General features: G+C 75.0%; 12 protein-coding genes and 1 rRNA gene. 10 read left to right on the top strand and 3 right to left on the bottom strand.

The window, feature by feature from the left end; translation table 11 throughout:
- The first annotated feature begins 206 nt into the window (after window positions 1-206).
- The 3 genes from rrf to ACFYYR_RS09885 all read left to right on the top strand — a co-directional run bounded on the left by rrf (window position 207) and on the right by ACFYYR_RS09885 (window position 2759).
- Window positions 207-323: ribosomal RNA gene (gene rrf, locus ACFYYR_RS09895) — 5S ribosomal RNA — on the top strand.
- 214 nt (window positions 324-537) lie between these two features.
- Complete coding sequence (locus ACFYYR_RS09890) at window positions 538-1881, top strand: hypothetical protein (RefSeq protein ID WP_388849232.1); 1344 nt, start codon at window positions 538-540, stop codon at window positions 1879-1881.
- On the top strand, window positions 1863-2759 hold the full coding sequence (locus tag ACFYYR_RS09885; RefSeq protein WP_388849229.1) for a hypothetical protein: 897 nt from the start codon (window positions 1863-1865) through the stop codon (window positions 2757-2759). Before ACFYYR_RS09890 ends, ACFYYR_RS09885 begins: the two co-directional genes overlap by 19 nt.
- 118 nt (window positions 2760-2877) lie before the next feature.
- On the opposite strand, the gene ACFYYR_RS09880 is transcribed toward ACFYYR_RS09885, so the two are convergent.
- Window positions 2878-4161, bottom strand: a complete 1284-nt coding sequence (locus ACFYYR_RS09880; RefSeq protein WP_388849226.1) for a DUF1015 family protein — start codon at window positions 4159-4161, stop codon at window positions 2878-2880.
- Window positions 4162-4232: 71 nt separating this feature from the next.
- Between ACFYYR_RS09880 and ACFYYR_RS09875 the strand changes: the two genes are divergently transcribed.
- Complete coding sequence (locus ACFYYR_RS09875; RefSeq protein WP_388849223.1) at window positions 4233-5264, top strand: HAD-IIA family hydrolase; 1032 nt, start codon at window positions 4233-4235, stop codon at window positions 5262-5264.
- Between the two features lie 176 nt (window positions 5265-5440).
- Here ACFYYR_RS09875 and ACFYYR_RS09870 read toward each other — a convergent pair whose 3' ends face one another.
- On the bottom strand, window positions 5441-5788 hold the full coding sequence (locus ACFYYR_RS09870) for a sterol-binding protein (protein ID WP_388849220.1): 348 nt from the start codon (window positions 5786-5788) through the stop codon (window positions 5441-5443).
- 66 nt (window positions 5789-5854) lie between these two features.
- Here ACFYYR_RS09870 and ACFYYR_RS09865 point away from each other — a divergent pair, with 66 nt between their 5' ends.
- From ACFYYR_RS09865 to ACFYYR_RS09840, 6 genes are all read left to right on the top strand, one after another.
- Window positions 5855-6115: a hypothetical protein gene (locus tag ACFYYR_RS09865; RefSeq protein WP_388849217.1), complete on the top strand. Its 261-nt coding sequence runs from the start codon at window positions 5855-5857 to the stop codon at window positions 6113-6115.
- Window positions 6116-6286: 171 nt separating this feature from the next.
- The gene (locus ACFYYR_RS09860; RefSeq protein WP_388849214.1) at window positions 6287-7093 is read left to right on the top strand and encodes a TlyA family RNA methyltransferase; all 807 of its coding nucleotides are present in this window, start codon (window positions 6287-6289) and stop codon (window positions 7091-7093) included.
- Complete coding sequence (locus ACFYYR_RS09855) at window positions 7090-7989, top strand: NAD kinase (RefSeq protein ID WP_388849211.1); 900 nt, start codon at window positions 7090-7092, stop codon at window positions 7987-7989. Before ACFYYR_RS09860 ends, ACFYYR_RS09855 begins: the two co-directional genes overlap by 4 nt.
- Window positions 7990-8470: 481 nt before the next feature.
- A complete protein-coding gene (recN, locus tag ACFYYR_RS09850; RefSeq protein ID WP_388849327.1) occupies window positions 8471-10189 on the top strand; it encodes a DNA repair protein RecN in 1719 nt (572 codons plus the stop codon).
- Window positions 10190-10407: 218 nt separating this feature from the next.
- A complete protein-coding gene (locus ACFYYR_RS09845; protein ID WP_388849208.1) occupies window positions 10408-11301 on the top strand; it encodes a hypothetical protein in 894 nt (297 codons plus the stop codon).
- A 215-nt stretch (window positions 11302-11516) separates the two neighbouring features.
- Window positions 11517-12641, top strand: a complete 1125-nt coding sequence (locus ACFYYR_RS09840) for a glycosyltransferase family 4 protein (RefSeq protein ID WP_388849206.1) — start codon at window positions 11517-11519, stop codon at window positions 12639-12641.
- 384 nt (window positions 12642-13025) lie between these two features.
- Here ACFYYR_RS09840 and ACFYYR_RS09835 read toward each other — a convergent pair whose 3' ends face one another.
- Window positions 13026-14645 (bottom strand): PucR family transcriptional regulator, encoded by a 1620-nt coding sequence (locus tag ACFYYR_RS09835; protein ID WP_388849204.1) that lies wholly within the window; start codon window positions 14643-14645, stop codon window positions 13026-13028.
- Window positions 14646-14690: the final 45 nt, after the last annotated feature.

Raw genomic sequence — 14690 nt, 5'->3', positions numbered from 1 at the left:
GGTTGATAGGCCAGATATGGAAGCACGGTAACGTGTGGAGTTGACTGGTACTAATAGGCCGAGGGCTTGTCCTCAGTTGCTCGCGTCCACTGTGTGGTTCCCGGGTTGCGAACAGTCGCACCGGTGAACCAGCCCATCCCTGCACGGGATGGTATGCACTACTTAATTGAAGAGTGTGCTTGTTCGCTAGAGACACCCGATGGTGTTTCGGTGGCCATTGCGTTAGGGAAACGCCCGGTTACATTCCGAACCCGGAAGCTAAGCCTTTCAGCGCCGATGGTACTGCAGGGGGGACCCTGTGGGAGAGTAGGACGCCGCCGAACAATCTTTGAAGGACCCGTGGGTCCCAGCGTTCATGCTGGGACCCACGGGTCCTTTTGTTTTTCCACGATGCGTGGGCCGACGGCCCGCGTGAGAACGACTGCGTTACCTCAGGACAACTGCGGTACCGCAAGACAGGAGTCACGTCGATGTCCACCAACTCGCCCGAGGACAGGTCAGGGCGCTCGGAGCGCCACCCGAGGCGTCAGGACGGCGGTGACCGACGGGACTTCCGAGGAGCGGGACCGCGCCGGGACCGTGACGGTGACCGTGCCCGCGGCCGTGACGACCGTCCCCGCGGGCCGCGGCGTGATGACGAGCGCGGTGGGTTCCGTGGGCGTGATGAGCGTCCGGGGCAGGGTTTCCGGCGCGACGACCGCCGTGATGAGCGTCGGGACGACCGGCGCGACGACCGTGGCGGATTCCGGCGTGACGACCGCCGTGACGACCGTGGTGGGTTCCGTGGCCGGGACGAGCGGCGTGATGAGCGTGGTCCGCGGCGTGATGAGGACCGTGGTGGGTTCCGGCGGGACGACCGTCCGCGTGGCCCCCGGCGTGATGACGAGCGCGGTGGGTTCCGTGGGCGTGACGACCGGGACCGTGGTGGGCGTCCCGGCGGTGGCTTCGAGCGTCGCGATGACCGCTCCGGTGGCTTCGAGCGCCGTGACGACCGCTCTGGTGGCTACGGCCGGCGGGACGACCGTGACCGCCCCCGCGACGATCGTCCCCGCGGGCCGCGGCGTGATGACGAGCGCGGTGGGTTCCGTGGGCGTGATGAGCGTCCGGGGCAGGGTTTCCGGCGCGACGACCGCCGTGATGAGCGTCGGGACGACCGGCGCGAGGACCGTGGCGGATTCCGGCGCGACGACCGCCGTGACGACCGTGGTGGGTTCCGCGGCCGGGATGACCGTTGGCCGCGTCGCGACGACGAGCGCGGCGGCTTCCGGCGGGATGAGCGTCGGGACGACCGCCGCGATGATCGTGGTGGGTTCCGTGGCCGGGACGAGCGGCGTGATGAGCGTGGTCCGCGGCGTGATGAGGACCGTGGTGGGTTCCGGCGGGACGACCGTCCGCGTGGCCCCCGGCGTGATGACGAGCGCGGTGGGTTCCGTGGGCGTGACGACCGGGACCGTGGTGGGCGTCCCGGCGGTGGCTTCGAGCGTCGCGATGACCGCTCCGGCAGCTCCGACCGTCGGGACGACCGGTCCGGTGGCTTCGAGCGCCGGGATGACCGCTCCGGCGGCTACGGCCGGCGGGACGACCGTGACCGCCCCCGCGACGACCGTCCCCGCGGCCCCCGGCGCGACGACGAGCGCGGTGGGTTCCGTGGGCGTGACGACCGCGGTGACCGTGGGCCGCGGCGTCCGTACGGGCAGGGCGGCCGTGGGCGGGAGGAGCGTTCCGGTGGCTACGGGCGCCGGGACGACCGGTCCGGTGGCTACGGCCGGCGGGACGACCGTGACCGCGGCGACCGCGACCGTGAGCCGATCAAGCGGCTGCCGATCCCCGAGGACGTCACCGGTGACGAGATCGACAAGGACGTGCGGCAGGAGCTGCTGAGCCTGCCCAAGACCCTGGCCGAGGACGTCGCCAGGAACCTCGTCATGGTCGCCAAGCTGCTCGACGAGGACCCGCAGGAGGCCTACGAGTACTCGCGTATCGCGCTGCGGCTGGCCTCGCGGGTCGCGGCGGTGCGGGAGGCCGCGGGCTTCGCCGCGTACGCCGTCGGGAAGTACTCGGAGGCGCTCGCGGAGTTCCGTGCCGCGCGCCGGATGACCGGCTCCACCGAGCTGTGGCCCGTGATGGCCGACTGCGAGCGGGGCATGGGGCGTCCGGAGCGGGCGCTGGCCATGGCCGGTGAGCCCGAGGTGCAGAAGCTGGACCGTGCCGGGCAGGTCGAGATGCGTCTGGTCGCCGCCGGTGCGCGGCGTGACCTGGGCCAGGCCGACGCCGCGGTGGTGACGCTGCAGAGCTCGGAGCTGGCGTCGAACTCCGTCCAGCCGTGGACGGCCCGGCTGCGCTACGCGTACGCCGACGCGCTGCTCTCCGTGGGCCGTGAGGACGAGGCGCGCGAGTGGTTCGCCAAGGCCCTGGAGGCCGATCAGGGCGGCACCACCGACGCGTCGGACCGGCTCGCGGAGCTGGACGGTGTCGAGTTCACCGATGCGTTCGACCCGGGGGCCGAGCCCGACGAGAAGCCGTCCGCAGCGGAGCAGCCGTCCGTCGGGGAGCCGTCGGCTCCCGCGGAGCCGGCAGACGCCGCCGTCGCGGAGGAGGCCGGGGCCGAGGAGGCGAGCGAAGCCGCGGAGGAGGCCGAGGTCGCGGAGGAGGCCGCCGCGGTGGAGCCGCAGGTGACCGGCGGCGAGGAGCCCGAGGCCGCGGAGTCCGAGGCCGCGGAGTCCGGCTCCCCGGAGGCGTCCGAGCAGGACCGGGGCTGACACCCGGAACGGCGGCGGCCGGCGGAACCCGGAAAGGGTTCCGTCGGCCGCCGCCGTTTTCGGTTTCGAGGTGCGCTTCCGGCGCTCCGGTCTGCCCGGTTCGGTCAGCGCAGTTCGATCAGCCCAGTTCGAGGCTGCGCAGCACCAGTCCCGTGGCGGGCTTGGGGCCGAACGACGTCGACTTCCGGGGCATCGTGACGCCTTGCCTGGCCAGCTCCCGGACGACGTCCTCCTGGACCGGGTGCATGAGCACCGCCGTGCCCCCGTGCCGCTCGGCCTGCTCGACCGCGGCCGACGCGTCGTGGATGTACCCGATGTGCTCCGGTCCGTCCGGTATCTGCCAGATCCGCTCCAGCAGGACGGAGTGCAGCACGGTCGCGTCCAGGGTGCGCCACGCCTGCGGGCGGCCGGTCGGGACGGTGGCGTCCAGCAGCTCCGGGTCCGGCCGGTCGACCAGGTGGAAGCCCGTCCCGCCCGCGAGGAGGAAGGCGTTGACGCCCGCTTCCGAGGCGGCTGCCAGTTCGTCGAGCGCCCGGGGGAGAGGGCCCGTCACCGTTCGGACCCGGAACGCGTCCCCGAGGGCCGCGACGGCGTCCTGCACCGGAAGCTTGTGCAGCAGCCGGTGGATGGCCCTCACGCGCAGCGGATAGCGGGCGGTGTCCACCAGGAGCACCAGACCGGAATCCCAGGGGCCGGGCACCGTCCGCTCCTCCCGCAGCCGCAGATACGTCGCCCAGCGGTGGTGGCCGTCGGCGATCAGTGCCTGGTGACGGGCGAGACCCCGGTCGATCTCGGCGAGCTCCGCGGGATCGGTCACCGACCACAGACGATGGCTGAAACCGTCCTCCGTGGTGGTCGCGAGCAGCGGTTCCCGCCGGACGGTGCGCTCGATGACGGCGGCCGCCCCGTCCGCGTCGCCGTCGCTGCGGTAGGAGAGGAGCAGCGGCTCCAGATGGGCCGCCGTCTCGCGCATCAGCGCCGCGCGGTCCTCGACGATGTCCGGCATCACGTCCTCGTGCGGCAGGACGACGCCGTCCTCGGGCGGGCTGAGCCGGAGGGTCCCGATCAGGCCGCGCTGGAGCAGTCCGGCGTTGTCGCGCTGCTCGTAGACGTACAGCGCCGGTTCCGGGTCCGCCCGCAGGACGCCCTCCGCCAGCCAGCGGTGCAGGGTGTCCGCGGCCTGCCGGTGCCGGGCGGCCGGGGAGTCGGACTGCGGCAGGATCAGCCGGACGATGTTGTGCGGATCCGCGGTCTCGAGGTGGCGCAGGCCGTCCGGCCGGACCACGACGTCGTACGGCGGTGAGGTCACCGCTGCGAGGCTGCCGACCCGTTCGGGGACATAGCGCAGACCTCGGAAGGGCGACAGCCGCAAGCCGTCGCGTGCGTGCCCAGGTGTGGTCATTGATGCATGTTATGCGTCCGTGCACGATGCGGGATGATCGGGGGATGGCAGCGAGCGAGGAACGAGACACCATGGCACGGCGCACCCCGATCCGGACCCGGACCGAGGCCGCCGGGCGGCCGCTGAGCGAGGCGTACGACACGGCGCTGCTCGATCTGGACGGTGTGGTCTATGCCGGGGGCGCCGCGATCGATCATGCGGTCGAATCCCTGGAGACGGCGCGGTCCGGCGGCATGCACCTGGCCTACGTGACCAACAACGCCTCGCGCACGCCGGAAGCCGTCGCCGAGCATCTGACGCGGCTGGGCGTGCCCGCCGGGACCGGTGACGTGATCACCTCGGCCCAGGCCGTGGCACGGCTGATCGCCGATCAGCTGCCCGCGGGCTCCCGGGTGCTGACCATCGGCGGTGAGGGACTCCGGGTGGCGCTCCGCGAGCGGGGCCTGGAGCCGGTGGAGTCGCTGGACGACGAGCCGCGGGCCGTGGTCCAGGGCTTCGACCCGTCGCTGGGGTGGCAGCAGATCGCGGAGGCCGCGTACGCGGTGGCGCGGGGCCTGCCCTGGTTCGCGTCCAACACCGACCTCACCATCCCCACCGCCCGGGGCACCGCGCCCGGCAACGGTGCCCTGGTGGAGGCGGTACGGATCGCCACCGGCAAGCGGCCGCAGGTCGCCGGCAAGCCCCTGCCGCCGATGCACCGCGAGACGGTGCTGCGGACGGGCGCCGAGCGTCCGCTGGTGGTCGGTGACCGGCTCGACACCGACATCGAGGGCGCGTACGCGGGTGGGGTGGACTCGCTGCTGGTCCTCACCGGGGTGACGGACGCGGCCCACCTGGTGGCCGCCCCGCCTCGGCACCGGCCGACCTATGTGGCCGCCGACCTGCGCGGCCTGCTGACACCGCAGCCCGAGGTGGCGGCCGGGGCGGACGGCTTCCGGTGCGGCGGCTGGACCGCGTCCGTACGGGACGGCGCGGCCGCGCTTGACGGGGACGGCGAGCCGCTCGACGGTCTGCGGGCGCTGTGCGCCGCGGTGTGGACCGAGGCCGGGGACGGCGGGGCCGCCGTGGACACCGAGAAGGCCCTGGCGCGGCTGGGGCTCTGACCCCGGGCGGTGCGCCCGGTACGGTTCGGTGCTCCTTCCCGTACCGTGCCGGGCCCGTCGGGTGGGCGGCTCGTCCGGCGCGCGAGGGCTGACGGGCACGCCGGTTGCGGCGTCGTCCCGGGCCCTGCTTCGGCTGAGGCCCCGGTGCGCCCCCTCGGTCGACGCGCCCGGAAGGGCTACAGCAGGGAGCGCAGGCGCAGCAGGTCGCGCAGCCCCGCCTCGAACTTGATCCGGCCGCTGCCCCAGGCCTTGGCGAAGTTGAGCCGGCCGTCCACCAGGGCCACCAGATCGTCACTCGCCATGGCGAGCCGGATCTGAGCACGCTCCGGCGGGGGCCCCGGCACCGTGGTCACGTCCTGGATGCGGCTCTGCGCGAGCCGCCCCAGGAAGGTGACGTCCAGGTCGGTGATCCGGCAGCTGAGCGAGCGGTCCAGGGCAGCGGCGCTGCGCAGGTCGCCGTTGGCGCGGCCGAGATTCTCCGACAGCCGGTCGAGTGCGCTGCGGCACTCCTCGAGGGTGCTCATCGTGGACGACGGTACCCCAGGGCCTCGTTCTCCGATGAAGGCCCAGTTCGGGGTAGCGTCGGGGACATGACTGAGCCGATGCCCGGCACGGAGCCGGGACCGGAGGACGAGCCGCTGCCGCTCGGTGTCACCCGCACCCCCACGGGCCGTGCCGAGGTCGATGCGCAGCTGGAGCGCCTGGCCGATGTCGACCACCTCCCGGCGGACGGCCACATCGCGGTGTACGAGGATGTGCACCGGGAGCTGCGCTCCGCGCTCACCTCGCTCGACACCGGGCCGGGGGAGCCGCGGCCGCAGCCGCCGGGAGACCGGCCGCCCGGCCGGTGAGCCGTACCACGGTCACCGTCCGGTCCGGCCGGCGCCGGGCCCCTCGCCGTGCACCGGCCCACCCCGGACGCACGGCGGCCGGGGGTGTCCCCGTGGATCCATCGATGTGAATGCAGCCCGTTCCGTGCGGTTCCCCCGCTCGGAGCACCGCTCGGAAGGAGCGAACCGGACGTGGCACGACGCCGACTCGACGCGGAGCTGGTGCGCCGCAAGCTGGCCCGCTCGCGGGAACACGCGAGCCAGCTGATCGCCGCGGGCCGGGTGACCGTCGGCGGGACCACCGCGACCAAGGCGGCCACACAGGTGGAGACCAGCGCGGCCGTCGTCGTGCTCCAGGACGACGGCGACCCGGACTACGTGTCGCGCGGCGGGCACAAACTCGCCGGGGCACTGGCCGCCTTCACACCGCACGGGCTGAAGGTCGACGGCCGCCGGGCCCTGGACGCCGGCGCCTCGACCGGTGGGTTCACCGATGTGCTGCTGCGGAGCGGCGCCCGGCAGGTCGTCGCCGTCGACGTCGGCTACGGCCAGCTCGCCTGGTCGTTGCAGAGCGATGAACGGGTGACGGTCAAGGACCGTACGAACGTACGTGAATTGGAACTGGAGCACATCGACGGCGAGCCCGTCGACCTGGTCGTCGGCGACCTGTCCTTCATCCCGCTCGGTCTGGTGCTGCCCGCACTCGTCCGCTGCGCCGCGCCCGATGCGGACCTCGTGCTGATGGTCAAGCCGCAGTTCGAGGTGGGGAAGGAGCGACTCGGCAGCGGCGGAGTCGTCCGGAGCCCCGAACTGCGCGCCGAAGCCGTGCGCACCGTGGCCGGTCACGCCGCTGACCTGGGTCTCGGTGTCCTGGGCGTCACCGCGAGCCCGCTGCCGGGACCGTCCGGCAATGTCGAATACTTTCTTTGGCTGCGCGCCGGGGCTCCCGCACTGGATCCGGCCGACGTCGAACGTGCAGTGGCGGAGGGGCCGCATTGACCACGACAGATCGCACCGTCTTCCTGCTCGCCCACACCGGCCGGCCGGCCGCCGTGCGGAGCGCGGAACTGGTGGTTCAGGGCCTGCTGCGCTGCGGCATCGGTGTGCGGGTCCTCGCGGAGGAGGCGGCGGACCTGCCGCTGCCTCCTCAGGTGGAGCTGGTGGAGGCGTCGGAGGACGTCCTGAGGGGCTGTGAGCTCCTGGTGGTGCTGGGCGGCGACGGAACGCTGCTGCGGGGTGCCGAGTTCGCGCGCGCCTCGGGAGTGCCGCTGCTCGGGGTGAACCTCGGCCGGGTCGGCTTCCTCGCGGAGGCCGAGCGGGACGATCTCGACAAGGTGGTGGACCGGGTCGTCACGCGCCACTACGAGGTCGAGGAGCGGATGACCATCGATGTGCTCGTCCGCAACAACGGGCAGATCGTGCACCGCGACTGGGCGCTGAACGAGGCGTCCGTGGAGAAGGCCGCGCGCGAGCGGGTGATCGAGGTCGTCACCGAGGTCGACAACCGTCCGGTGTCGCGCTTCGGCGGCGACGGCGTCGTCTGTGCCACGCCCACCGGCTCCACCGCCTACGCCTTCTCGGCAGGCGGCCCGGTGGTGTGGCCGGAGGTCGAGGCCCTGCTCATGGTCCCGATCAGCGCCCACGCGCTGTTCGCCAAGCCGCTGCTCACCGCGCCCGATTCGGTGCTCGCGGTCGAGGTGCAGCCGCAGACCCCGCACGGGGTGCTGTGGTGCGACGGGCGGCGCACCGTCGAACTCCCCGCGGGGGCCCGGGTGGAGGTGCGGCGCGGCGCCGTGCCCGTACGGCTCGCCCGGCTGCACCACGCGTCGTTCACGGACCGGCTGGTCGCCAAGTTCGCGCTGCCGGTGGCCGGCTGGCGGGGCGCTCCGCAGTGACGCCCACGGAGCGGCTCCCCGGGTGACGGCCGGGGCCCCGGCTCCGGACGGGACGGCCGCGGTCGTCCCGCGCTGCGGGGACCGGAGGGCCGGAGGTGCCGAAGGGGGATCAGCCTCAGGGGTCGTCCCGCGCTGCGGGGACCGGAGGCCGCCCGGCCGGCGCCCGACGGTTCTCGGCGGTGCGTCTGCGGCGGTGAGTCTGCGGCGGTGCTTCCGCGGAGGGGCATCCGCGACGGGCGGGTACCGGTGACCTTCGGGGCGCTTCGGGCGCTTCGGGGACATCCGGCCCTCCCGCACGGTCACCCGGAAGAGGGGCCGGCCGCGCCCGCCGCCGGCCGGCCCGCTTCCCGCGGGGGAGTGCCGGCGGGCGCTCCCGGGCACGTCAGAGGGGTCGTGCAGGCGTGCTTCCCCGCGGTGACACGGGGGAGCACGTCGCGCGGCGCCCGCGGAACCTCGTAAGGTCGTGTCCGTGTTGGAGGAGATGCGGATACGGTCGCTCGGGGTCATCGACGACGCCGTCGTCGAGCTGTCACCCGGCTTCACGGCGGTGACCGGTGAGACCGGCGCGGGCAAGACCATGGTCGTCACCAGTCTCGGTCTGCTGCTCGGCGGCCGTGCCGACGCCGCCCTCGTGCGGATCGGTGCCAAGTCGGCGGTGGTCGAGGGGCGCATCCAGGTGCCCCCCGACGCCCCGGCAGCGGTGCGCGCCGGGGAAGCGGGCGCCGACCTGGACGACGGCGCGCTGCTCATCAGCCGGACCGTCTCGGCCGAGGGACGCTCCCGGGCGCATCTGGGCGGGCGGTCCGTACCGGTGGGGCTGCTCGGCGAGCTCGCCGACGACCTCGTCGCGGTGCACGGCCAGACCGACCAGCAGGGGCTGCTGCGCCCCGCGCGGCAGCGGCAGGCCCTCGACCGGTACGCAGGCGCCGCGGTCTCCGTGCCCCTGGACACGTACGCGACGGCCCACCGGCGGCTGCGCGCGGTGGCGGCCCAGCTCGACGAGCTGACCACCCGCGCCCGTGAGCGCGCCCAGGAGGCCGATCTGCTGCGCTTCGGGCTGGAGGAGATCGCCGCCGCGGAACCCCAGCCCGGTGAGGACACCGACCTGGCGGCCGAGGCCGAGCGGCTCGGCCACGCCGAGGCCCTGGCCTCCGCCGCGACCGCGGGCCACCGCGCGCTCGCCGGCGACCCGGAGGACCCGGAGGGCGTGGACGCCGCGACCCTGGTGGCGGGCGCGCACCGGGCCCTGGAGGCCGTACGGTCGCACGATCCGGCGCTGGCCGGACTGGCCGACCGGATCGGTGAGATCGGGATCCTGCTCGGCGATGTGGCGGGCGAGCTGGCCGGATACGCCGACGACCTCGACGCCGATCCCCTGCGGCTGGCCGCGGTGGAGGAGCGGCGGGCCGTCCTCACCCAGCTGACCCGGAAGTACGGCGAGGACATCGGAGCCGTGCTGGCCTGGTCCGAGCGGAGCGCGGCCCGGCTCGCGGAGCTGGACGGCGACGACGACCGGATCGGCGAGCTGACGGCCGAGCACGACGCTCTGCGGGCCGAACTCGCCGGACTGGCACAGGACCTGACCGACGCCCGCACGGAGGCGGCGAAGCGCTTCGCCGACGCGGTCACCGCGGAGCTGGCCGAACTCGCCATGCCGCACGCCCGGGTGACCATCGACATCCGGCAGACCGAGGACCCGGAGGGGATCGAGGTCGGCGGCCGGCCGGTGGCCTTCGGGCCGACCGGTGCCGACGACGTCGAGCTGCTGCTCGCGCCGCACCCGGGCGCCCAGCCCCGGCCGATCGCCAAGGGCGCCTCCGGCGGTGAGCTGTCCCGGGTGATGCTCGCGGTGGAGGTCGTCTTCGCGGGCTCCGCCCCGGTGCCGACCTATCTCTTCGACGAGGTCGACGCCGGTGTGGGCGGCAAGGCGGCGGTGGAGGTCGGCCGGCGCCTCGCCCGGCTCGCCAAGTCCGCCCAGGTCGTGGTGGTCACCCACCTGCCGCAGGTCGCGGCCTTCGCCGACCGGCACCTGGTGGTGGAGAAGACCAACGACGGCTCGGTGACGCGCAGCGGTGTGCAGGCCATGGAGGGCGAGGACCGGGTGCGCGAGCTGTCCCGGATGCTCGCCGGCCAGGAGGACTCGCAGCTGGCCCGCGCCCACGCGGAGGAGCTTCTGGAGGCGGCGCGGACCGGGCTGTGAGCCGGTCCTGAACGTGGCTGTGGGCCGGGCCCCGTGGGGGACGTCCCGGACGGCTGCCCGTCCCCGGCGGTGTGGCTGCCGTTGCGGCCACGCCGCGCCGTCCCTCGGTCCTCACCTCGCCCCCCCGGTCGGCCCCTGTGCAGGGGGACCGCCGCGCCGAACCTCGCAGCCCGGCGCGTAGGGTGACGGGCGATTCGGCAGCGAGGGGAGCACACGCGATGGCGCAGCGGGGCAGCGGAGCAGGGCGGGTGGCCGCTCTGTTCGCCGCGGTGGGGGCGGCCCGGGCGGCGCAGGCGGGGCTGCGGCGCAAGCCGCCGGGCGAGGCCGCACTCTGGGAGCGGCGCAACCACTCCGGCCGTGTCGTCGACCTCTACGCCGGTCCGGCCGTGACGGTGGGCACCGCGCTGGCCGCGGTGACCGCGCCGGCGCTGCCGGCCCGCGCCCGGGGTGCCGCCGCGCTCGCCGTCCTCGGGGCGGGGGCCTGCGGCCTGTACGACGACATGGTGGGCCGCGGCGACCGCCGCCGCGGCTTCCGGGCCCATCTCACCGCCCTCAAGGAGGGCGAGATCACCACGGGCAGCGTGAAGCTCTTCGGTATCGGGGCGGCCGGTCTGGCCGCCGGTGCGCTGCTCAAGGAGCGCGCCGCCGACAAGCTGCTCGCCGGTGTCGTCATCGCGGGCACCGCCCATCTGGTCAATCTGCTGGACGTGCAGCCCGGCCGGGCCGCGAAGGCCGTCCTGGCCGCGGGGGCGCCGGGGCTGCTGTGCGGGGGCGCGGCCGGGGTGCTGTCGGCGGCACCGCTGGGCGCCGGCGCCGCCGTCCTCGGGGACGATCTCGGCGAGCGGACCATGCTCGGGGACGCGGGTGCGCATGCGCTCGGCGCCGGGCTCGGGCTGGCCGTTGCCGCGGGCGCCGGCCGGACCGGACTGGTGCTGCGCGCTGCCGCCGTGGTCGCCGCGGCCGTGGCCGGTGACGTGGTGGGCAGCGGTTCGGCCTGGCGCGAGCACGCCGTGCTGCGTGCCTGGGACGCCCTCGGCCGCCGCCGGGAGACGGCCTCCGCGTTCTCCCGCGGTGCCACCCCGGTACGGCCGACGGGCGCACCCCGCGGATAGACGCACCCCTCGGATAGACGCACCCCTCGGATAGACGCACCCCTCGGATAGGACAGGCGTCCGTCACTCGATCGGGTGAGGGTGGTCGGGTGTGGGCAGCCAGGCACACCGAAAGTGCCGAACATCGGTGCCTTGCCGTCCCGTCGGACTGGCATCCTGGGGCGCGCAGTTGTCGTCCCACCGTCCCCCGGCCCCTACCCAGGAGCTCCACCCGCGTGAGCAGCACACCGGCCCCACCGCCCGGGAAGTCGCCGTTGCACGCCGTCCAGGTGCTGGGGCGCGGCAGCTCGGGCAACGGCGCGCATGTGCGCTCGCTGACCGCCGGGCTGGTCGCGCGCGGTGTCCGCGTGACGGTGTGCGCCCCGCGCGCCGCCGAGCGGGCCTACGACTTCACCGGCGCCGGTGCCCACTTCGGGCCCGTGGCGGCACGCACCGACCCCGCGACGGTCGCCGTGCTGCGGGCCGTCTGCACGCAGGCGGACGTGGTGCACGCGCACGGGCTGCGGGCCGCGGTGCGCGCCGCCCTGGCGCTCGGCGGCCGCCGCACCCCGCTCGTCGTCACCTGGCACACCCGGGGGTCCGCCGAGGGGGCCCGCGCCCAGGTGGTGCGGCTGATGGAACGCCGGGCGGTACGGGCCGCGGCAGTCGTCCTCGGCACCTCGTCGGGCCTGGTCGACCGGGCCCGACGGCGGGGAGCGCGCGACGCCCGGCTCACTCCGGTCTCCGCGCCCCGGTCCCTCGTGCCCGATGCGGGCGGTGCGGACGCCGAGCTGCGGCGCAACAAGGCGCGTGCCGAACTCGGGGCGGTGGACCGTCCGGTGCTGCTCGCCGTCGGCCGGCTCGAACCCCGGCAGGGTCACTCGCTGTTGCTCGACGCCGCCCGCGGCTGGCGCGATCTCGATCCCCAGCCGCTGCTGGTGCTGGCGGGGGAGGGGCCCGAACGCCCCCTGCTCCAGCGGCGGATCGACACCGAGAACCTGCCGGTGCGACTGCTGGGCCGCCACGACGACGTGCCGGAGCTGCTGGCCGCGGCCGATGTCGCGGTGCTGCCGAGCCGCTGGGAGGCGCGCGCCGTACTCGCACAGGAAGCGCTGCGCGCCGGCGTGCCGCTGGTGGCGACGGCGGTCGGTGGCATTCCGGAACTGGTGGGGGACGCCGCGGAACTGGTGCCCTACGGCGAGCCGGAGGCGCTGTCGGCGACCGTCGCCCGGCTGCTCGCCGACCCCGGGCACCGCGCCCGGCTGGCGGCGGCCGGCCGGACCCAGGCCGGCACCTGGCCGACCGAGGACGAGACCGTGGCCCAAGTCCTCAGCGTGTACGACGAACTCGCGGGGCGGTGACCGGTTGCCGCCTCCTGGACGGGCCGGAGGCGGCCGTACCCCGTCCCGAACGGGCCGCGAGGTGACCGGTCGGCCTGCACGAGGTCGCCGGGAGACGCCCGGTCGGCTTGCGCGAAACGCTCCGGGAGACGCTCGGTCGGCTTGCCCGAACGCTCCGGGAGACGACGGTCGGCCGCTCCCGACGCTGCCGGGAGAAGACCGGCCGGCCCTTCCCAACAGGTCGGCGCAGGCACAGAGGTGGGCCCGAGGGAACCCGGCGCAAGCCGGTCCCACCGGCTTGCGCTCCGGGCCGGCGGCCCGGGGCAGGCATCAGGCCCGGCTCGGACCGCGGACGGGGCCGGAGGCTCGGAACCGGAGACCGGACCCGCGGCGCGGGCCAGGGGTTCACGCCGTATGGCGGCGGGCCTGGAGCGCCAGGTTCAGCGCGAGCACGGCCTGCGGATCGTCCAGGTTCGTGGCCAGCAGCTGGGAGATCCGGGCCAGCCGGTCGTACAGGGTCTGCCGGTTGAGGTGCAGCTCGCGGGCGGTCTCCGCCTTGCGGCCCGCGTGCGCGAGATAGGCCTCCAGCGTCGGCAGCAGCGGGGGCCGGGCCGTACGGTCGTGGACCAGCAGGGGGCCGATCGCCCGGTCCACGAACGCGGCGAGATCGGGGTGCTCGCGCAGCCGCCACAGCAGCAGGTCGATGTCCAGCCGCCGCGCGTCGTACCAGGGGCGGGACGGCAGGCCCTGGGCGGCGGTGGCGGCCTCCGCGGCGTGCCGCAGGCCGGGGCCCGCGCCCTCCCAGTCCCCGGCGACGCCGACGACCACCGCGGGTGACTGGACCCCGGCCCGCTCCAGCCCGGCCCGTTCGACCCCGGCCCGCAGTGCCGCCGCGACCCGGTCGGCGGCGGCCGACCGCTCGGACTCCGAACGCAGCCCCAGCAGCAGCGGAACCCGGCCCTCCACCGGCCGCACTCCCATCAGCACCGGCAGCCCGACCGTCGTCAGCTCCTCCTGCACCGCCCGCACCAGGACCGCCCAGTCGCCGGGCGGGATCAGCTCGGCGGGCAGCCGCATCACCACGGGGAGCAGCAGCCCGTCGGCCGGGCGGAAACCCAGGACCCGGGCCCGGGCGGGGGCGTCCTCGGCGGCGATCCGGCCCTCGGCGAGATCGGTCAGGAAGTCGCCCCGGCCGCGGGCCGCCAGCTCCTCCTCCTGCCGGGCCTGCATCAGCACGACCGCCAGCAGCCCGGCCGTGCGCTCCGCGGCGATCCGGTGCACCGGCGCCAACGGCCCCTCCACCGGCAGGATCACCAGCCGGGCCCGTACGGAACCGGGCCCCGCACCGCCGCCCGGGATGTCCACGGTCACGCCGCCCGCGGGCGGCTCCCCGGCCCGGGACGCACGCTTGGCGCGCAGCCCGTCCCACACCTCCACCGGTTCCGCGGCCCCGCCCTGCCCGGCGGCGTAGAGCAGTTGCCCCTCCGGGGTCTCCAGGAACACCGGGTTGCCGGTGAAGCCGGCCAGCAGCCGCAGCACCTCCGGTGCCCCGCCGCCGCGCAACAGCAGGTCGGTGCAGCGCCGGTGGACCTCCTCCGCGCTGCGCAGCAGGGCGTAGTGGCCGTTGACGATCTCGGTGTGGATCTCCTCGGTCACCGTCACGAACGGCACCCGGCGGTGCAGTTGCACCAGCGGCAGATCGCAGGACCGGGCCGCCTCCAGCAGCGCTCCGGGCAGCTCCGTGAAGCGGCCGCCCAGCTCCACGACGAGCGCCGCGATGCCCCGGTCGGCCAGGGTGCGGACGAAGCCGCGCTGGTCGGCCGGGCGGGTCCCCAGCCCCAGGCCGGTGGTGAGCAGCAGCTCCCCGCCCTTGAGGAGGGAGGCGATGTCGGGCACCTCGCCCGCGTGCACCCACCGGACCGGCCGGTCCAGCTGCTCCTCGGAGGCGACGACCTCGGGGAGCCCGCGCCGGAGAGCGGGCAGCTCGAGAGCACGCCGCACGGTGATCCCGGCCTGCGCTTCCATGATGCGGACGCTACCCGGGGCGGGGATGACGTGCACATCCCGGAC

This window comes from Streptomyces sp. NPDC001922, from assembly GCF_042891165.1.
GTDB lineage: Bacteria > Actinomycetota > Actinomycetes > Streptomycetales > Streptomycetaceae > Streptomyces.
This window is presented reverse-complemented; position numbering and strand designations above follow the sequence as displayed.